This is a genomic window from Marinomonas dokdonensis (genome assembly GCF_052747885.1).
Map to the genome: position 1 here is coordinate 1 of NZ_JBRAND010000010.1, position 7,748 is coordinate 7,748.

Genomic DNA, 7,748 nt, shown 5'->3' on the forward strand with positions numbered 1-7,748 from the left:
GGTCAGCGTGACCGTGACGTTGAGCGATGGTGGTGAGACACCAGTTGTGGTGACGTTGACAGAAAAAGACAGCGAGACGGGTGAGTGGACGTTCAGTGGTGTTGACTTAACAGAGTTGGCAGATGGAGCGATCAGCATCAGTGCGGAAGTCACGGATGCGGCAGGTAACACAGCGACGGCTGAGCTAGAGGATGGCTTAACGTTGGATACTGTCGCTGAGGCAGGCATTGTTACTGTGGGTGACATTACTGCTGATGATATTGTGAATATCGCAGAAAGTGATTCTACAATTATTGTTTCTGGTACTGCTGTTGGTGGTGATATTAGCTACCAAGATGTGGTTTCCTTTACCGTTAATGGTCACGATTATGAAACGACTGTTGATGTTGATGGAAATTGGTCTGTCGAAGTTTCAGGAGCTGATTTATCTGAGGATCCAAATTTTGAGGTTGTAGTTCATTCTAGTGATGAAGCGGGTAATACCGTCGAAAGTTCGGTGTCCTCTTCTCATGATATTGATTTATCTACTTTCGCAACCATCAACGTTGATCGTGTTACAGATGATAAAGTTATCAATGGCATTGAAGCTTCCGAGGGAAATCTTGTACCGATAACTGGTTCCGTGAAAGGAGATGCTCAACCTGGCGATACAATTACAGTAAGCGTTGATGGTAATGTTATTGGTACCGGTGTTGTTTCTGATCAGTTAAGTGAAGACGGCAATTATTATTTATTTAGTGTTGATGTCTTAGGTTCTGACCTGGCTAATACGCTTGAGTATTTCCCTGAAGTTTCTGTTACTGTTTCAGGTTTTGACTCAAGTGGTAATCCATTCTCACAAACTAACGTTCAAACCTATGATGTTGATCTTAGTGCCACTGCTGGCGTTGTATCTATTACATCGTTACCTGATGGTAATGTGATCGATCTTACTGACCCCGAAGGCGATGTGGAAATTGCAGGTACCGCAATTGGAGGTGACATCTCACAAGGTGATGTTGTTTCTGCAACCATAAACGGCAAAGAATACACAACTACTGTCGGAGCCAACGGAGTTTGGGTACTTTCTGTTACTGGGTCCGATCTTGCAGATGACCCTGATTTAGAAGTTGTTGTTACTTCATCTGACTCTTCTGGTAATACAGTGTTGAGTACGGTTAGCTCTGAGCTTACGGTTAATGTTAACCAAGCTCCTGTTGCGGTGGATGATACGGCTTCTGGAAATGAAGACACTGTGATTACGATTGATGTTCTGGCTAATGATACTGACCCAGAGAATGACTCTTTAAGTATTGTTAAAGCAGAGGTCTCTGGAAATCAAGGTACCGTTGAAATTGTTAATGGCAAACTTGAATTTACACCTGTTGATGATTTCAGTGGTGAAGTGACGATTGATTACGCTATCTCCGATGGTGTATTAACGTCTCAAGCGAGTGTGACTGTCACAGTTGATGCTGTGGCGGATGCTCCTACTCTGGAAGTGGAACTTTCTGATGCCGTGTCTCAGGGTGCTATTACCCTTTCTGAAGATAATATTAATAACCTTGGTGCCCAAGGTGATGGTTATATTAATAGTAACAATGTTACAGCTGAATCCGTGAGTCGTGTATTTGACTTTGGAGCTGAGTATGCTGGTCAAGAAGTTACGATATCTTTTGACTCAGATATTTCAGGTGGATGGGAAGATGGTGTTCAGAGCTCTGATAGTAACTACACAGAGACAAAGGATACCTACACTATTTCTATAAATGGTGTTCAGCAAGATCAGTTCACCTACGAACAAAATACGGGTACGCCAAGCCATAATCAGTCTAATTCATACACAGTGACACTAGATGCTGATGGTAAGGCAACGGTTGTCTTTGAAGTAGCGTCTACTGCAACGGTTGAAGTGGTCGATATTTCTAACATCCAGGCCAGTGTTGATAGCGGGCTCTTTATTAGTCAATTGAGTATTGATGGAGCATCAACTGATACCGATGGCAGTGAAGTATTGAGCTATAGCATTTCTGCTTTACCTGAAGGTGCAAGCCTGCTTGACGCTGATGGTTCTGTTATTGCAGCGAATACCGATGGTAGTTACAGCTTTGCTGCGGATGAAGTTGATGGGTTACAGATTAGTACAAGTCAAGATACAGGCGGCTTTGATGTTGTTGTGACAGTAACATCAACGGACGGTGATTCTACGAGTCAAGTATCACAAACCATTACAGTAGGTGATCTAAACACCAACCCTGTTGCGGTGGATGATTATGGCTTTGCTGGTCTTGTGGGTAGCTATTATGGAACAGATACTCAAATTGACAGCTTGGAAGAGTTTATCAGTGTGATAGCAAATAACGAGCCTACGGCTACGTTCAATGCGACTAATATTGACTATTCTTCGACCGGTTCAACTAGTGAGTCAACCAGTGTAGCCACTCAGACAAACTTGCAGACATTCCTAGGGGATGATGCTGCTTCGTTAAGCTCAGATCCGGACGATAACACAGATGGTGGTATTCACCTGCAAGGTTATATCTTCTTGGCGGCGGGCACTTATAACTTCCAAGTTTATGCCGATGATGGTTACCAGATCTCTATTGATGGTGAAAATGTCGCGACTGTTTCTAATAACCAGTCACCTACATCAACAACTCATTCTGAGTTTGAGATTGCAGAAGATGGTTATTACGCTATTGATATGATCTGGTGGGATCAGGGAGGGGATTATGTCTTCCAGCCAACCATAAGTTCTGATGGTGGTGAGACTTACGCGACGCTTGATTCAAGTATGTTGAGTAGTATTAAGGGCACTCCATTATCAACAGATGATGAACATTCCATTACTATTAGTCCTGAAACATTATTGGCGAATGATTCTGATTCTGATGGGGATACCTTGTCTATCTCTAGTATTAGTGATGTTCAAAATGGTTATGCGTATCTAAATTCAGATGGCAACGTAGTGTTCATTGCTGCGGCTGGCTTTAGTGGCACTGCAAGCTTTGATTACACAATTACTGATGGTAATGGAGGCTTTGATACCGCTACGGCGTCTGTTGAAGTAACCGCATCTGCTATCTTGCCGACCGTTACCGTATCTTTGTCTGATGTAATTGAGTCGTCTACTTCCAGTAGTACAACCGATACGTCTGATAACTGGCAAGGGTTCAGTAGCAGTAGTGAAGCTACGAAAGTATTCTCAGGCGATTATAATTCATGGACGAGTTTTTCCGATCGAGATGATGCGGTATATGTCGGTGATGACATTGATGGTGCGGATTTGAATACTAAGGGCGGTGATGACAAGGTCTTCATTAAAGATGATATCTACTCAGGCCGCACAGTTTATCTCAAAGACGGAGATGACAAAATAATCGTTGGTTCAGCCTATCAAGATGGTGAAGTCAAAGATGGTTCTGTTGTCCAGGGTACTATCAAAGCTGGTAGTGGCAACGATGAAATTCAGATTGGCGGCAGTCTAACCGGAGAGGTGTATGGTAATTCTGGTGATGACGAGATATTAATTGGTGGGGACGCATCAGGTAATATTAAAGCTGGTAGTGGTAGTGATGCGGTGATAGTAGGTGGAAACACATCTGGTTATATATCATTGGACGATAGTCGCGATTCAGATGGCGGGAATGATTCTCTTACCATTAAGGGTTCTACTAGCTCTAGCTCGATTTATGCTGGTACGGGTAATGATTCAATTGTTATTGAAGGTGATTCATCTTCACACATTGAACTAGATGATAATGATTTGAGCACGGGTGGGGATGATTCCTTATATATTGGTGGTTCAAGTAGCGGAACCATACAAGCTGGTGCCGGTGACGATACTGTATCAATTGCTGGGGATGTTAAGGCTTACGTTAACTTAGAATCAGGTGATGACTATCTTTCCGTTGGAGGATCTGTCGTTGGCGCCACTATTCATGGTGGGTCCGGAAATGACTTTATTGTTATTGAAGGTGCTTTATCGAATGGTGCATATATTGACGGCCAAGAAGGTACTGACTCAATTGTACTCAAAAGTTATTCATTGAGTGATTATCAACTTAATCTTGATGGTATCAAATACCAAGTTGCTAATTTTGAAAATATCTTGTTCAGCGATGGTTCTTATCAAGGGGATATTACTGCTTTTAGTGATTATCTTGCTGGAAACACTCCAGATAGCAATATTCCTAATAGTAGTGACTATGCATACACTTATAACATCAATGTCGATATTGATAACGAGAATGCAACCGCTGAAGGCGCTACGGTGAATTTGTTTGGTATACCAACCGGGGTTACCGTACAGCTGAATGGCGAAACATTAACCTCTAATGTGGATGGTAGTTACAGCTTTGATATTGAACAAGACCAGACATCAATAGATGGCTTATCGATACTTACTGATGTGGAATTACCTGAGTTTGAGCTAACAAGTACTGTGACTAATAAAGTCGATGATACGGATGTAGATGGAACAATCGTAACAGATAGCTTCCAGTCCGGTACTGAAGCCATTGATACCTTGGTAGGGGATCTAGGAAGTGATGTTCTATTTGGTGGCGATGATGAAGCAGCTGACATCTTAACGGGTGGAGCCGGTAACGATGTCTTTATTTTGAATGATGTAAATGATCAGTCAAATATCGATACGATTACTGACTTTAATGCCGCAGACGATGCTCTTGATCTAACCGACTTGCTATCAGGTATTGAAGGAAGCCCAGGTAAAGATGCAGATATGGACGCTATAACAGAGTTCCTAGAGGCTCATGTTAAAGTTGAAGATGGGGCTGTTAAGGTTGATGATGAAGATGTTGCTAACTTTGTTGATGAGACGTCATCTTTTGATTCTAACGGTGATGGCTCTGTAAATACTAGCGATAGCATTAAGGTTATTTATAATAATGAGGAATACAACATTAATATAGATGGCTAATATCTACCGCTAATCTAAAAGGCCGATATGAAATTCATATCGGCCTTTTTTTATGGGGTTGTATTTAAGTGAATCTCCAATTGTAAACTTGTGTAATTGAAAGGTGGTTTTACTCTCGGCTTGTGAGGTTATGTGTATTGGGAAGTGAAAACCTATTTATTTACTACAAAGGTAAACAATGAGTGTACTTTAGTACAATAGATGGCTCCTTGGCTCAGTTATATATTTCGACGATCAGTCTTAATACTTAAACTCAGCAAGGAGACAGCAATGAGTGATATCAATATTCCTACCGAACAACCAATCGGTTATTTAGAAGTAAATGGTGGCTTAGTCGAAATAACCTCAAGCACTGGGCAGGTTAGAACTGCCGGCAATAATGATGTGGTCTTCTTTGGTGATGTAATACGCTCAATTGGTGACTCTAGCGGCAGAGTGATTTTTTTCGACGGTGAGGTGGAAATAATTGACTTTGGTCCAGGGGATGTTGTTGAGATAAATGAAGAAAATTATAACCTTGATGAGCTCGAATCTCTTGCTCAAGATGCCGCGGCAGAAGCTAGTTTACTGCAGGCGGCAATCCTTGAAGGTGAAGATCCATCGGTAATACAAGATCCCACTGCCGCAGGTGAAGGGCTAATTGATGAGGGGGGAACCTCAAATACCCCAACTGTTCATAGAAATCAAAATGCTACTGAATACCCTTATAACAAGTCTAAAGAACAAGCGGATAGAATTTCTCAGCAAGAAAGTTTTGGTTCCCAAGGCTCTGCTGCCAATGAATACAACTCTCGTTATGACCAGAAAAATATAGGCAATAAGATCACTGAAGAAACGCCTTCTACGGTAAAGGAAGTAATTGATCAGCTTACAGAGGAGAATCTCAGCATCAGTGTGGAGGAGGGTCAAAAAAATGGCTTGGTAACGGTTGTTGTGAAAGGGGTTAGTGATGATGCTGTCAGTGTCACGGTTACCTTTACAGATGGTACTAACACGGTAAAAGTGACACTTAATCAACCCGACTCGGTCACAGGTGAGTGGGTGTTTGAAAACGTTGACTTAAGTGGTCTAACTGATGGAGAGATTAGCATAACGGCCACAGTAACGGATAGCTCTGGTAATGTGACTGATATATCTGTAGACACAGGGTTGGAGGTAGATGACACGCCTTTAGGGGAGCCTACCTTGAGCTTAGTGGGTGATACGTCTAATGATGGCATCTTCAACAAGGACGAGCTGGGTTTAGATGGTAAAGCGACGGTTAAAATTAGCTTGCCTCTCGGCTTTGATGTTTCAAGTGATACCTTAACTGTCGAAGTGGGTGGTCACCTACAAAAATTCACGGCCTCCGAAATAGCAACGGGCGCAGTCACAGTAGAAGTTGGGGCAGGTGAACTAGTTAAGGCAAGCGTTAAAGACGTGGCCGGGAACGTTTCTACCGTAAGTGAGACCCCTGTAGTCGTTGATTTGTCGGCCGATGACCAGGGAGATGCCCTTAGCATTGTGGTCGCCGATACCATCACCAAAGATGTTGCCACCGTCACGGTACAAGGCGTGGATGACGATGCGCAAAGTGTCACAGTGACATTCGTTAACGGTGATAAATCAGAAAAAGTAACCTTGACTCACAACGAGCTTACCGCAGGGAAATGGGTGTTCACGGACACGGATCTTTCTTCGCTGGGTAGTGGTGATGTCAATATCATCGCTACGGTAACAGACAAGGCAGGTAACACAGCAGAGGTTACATTGAATGCTGGCTTGGAAGTCGATGTTACGCCTTTAAATGCGCCTACCTTGAGTTTGGTGGGTGATACGTCTAATGATGGCATCTTCAACTATGACGAGTTGGGCACAGATGGTAAAGCGACGGTTAAAATTAGCTTGCCGCTAGGCTTTGATGTTTCAAGTGATGCCTTAACTGTCGAAGTGGGTGGTCAGGAGCAAAGCTTCACGACCTCTGAAATAGCAACGGGTGCAGTCACGGTAGAAGTTGGTGCAGGTGAATTAGTTAAGGCAAGCGTTAAAGACGCAGCCGGGAACGTTTCTACCGTCAGTGAGCGCCCTGTAGTCGTTGATTTGTCGGCCGATGACCAGGGAGATGCCCTTAGCATTGTGGTCGCGGATACCATCACCAAAGATGTTGCCACCCTCACGGTACAAGGGGTGGATGGCGATGCGCAAAGTGTCACAGTGAAATTCATTAATGGCGTTAAATTTAAAGAAGTGACCTTGACTCACACCGAGCTTACTGCAGGCAAATGGGTGTTTACGGATACGGATTTAACGAGTTTAGATGACGGTAACATTAACATCATCGCAATGGTAACAGACAAGGCTGGTAACACTGCCGAGGTAACTTTGAATGCCGGTGTGGTGTTAGACACTCAAGCGTTTGGCTTGCCTACCTTGAGTTTGGTCGGTGATACGTCCAATGATGGCATCTTCAACTATGACGAGTTGGGCACAGATGGTAAAGCGACGGTTAAAATCACCTTGCCGCTAGGCTTTGATGTTTCAAATGACTCCTTGACTGTCGAAGTGGCTGGGCACCTACAAAACTTCACGACTTCTGAAATAGCAACGGGCGCAGTTACAGTAGAAGTTGGGGCAGGTGAATTAGTTAAGGCAAGCGTTAAAGACGCAGCGGGGAACGTTTCTACCATAAGCGAGAGCCCTGTAACAGTCGATTTGTCGGCCGATGACCAGGGAGATGCCCTTAGCATTGTGGTCGCGGATACCATCACCAAAGATGTTGCCACCGTCACGGTACAAGGCGTGGATGAGGATGCGCAAAGTGTCACAGTGACATTCGTTAACGGTGATA

At 43.6% G+C, this 7,748-nt stretch carries 2 protein-coding genes; both read left to right on the plus strand.

Features of this window, described 5'->3' with window-relative positions; genetic code table 11:
• Positions 1–13: 13 nt before the first annotated feature.
• Complete coding sequence (locus ACUM5Y_RS15595) at positions 14–4,921, plus strand: Ig-like domain-containing protein (RefSeq protein ID WP_445977797.1); 4,908 nt, start codon at positions 14–16, stop codon at positions 4,919–4,921.
• 270 nt (positions 4,922–5,191) lie between these two features.
• Positions 5,192–7,748, plus strand: a 2,557-nt coding sequence (locus ACUM5Y_RS15600; RefSeq protein ID WP_445977798.1) for an Ig-like domain-containing protein, incomplete at its 3' end; no start/stop codon positions are given.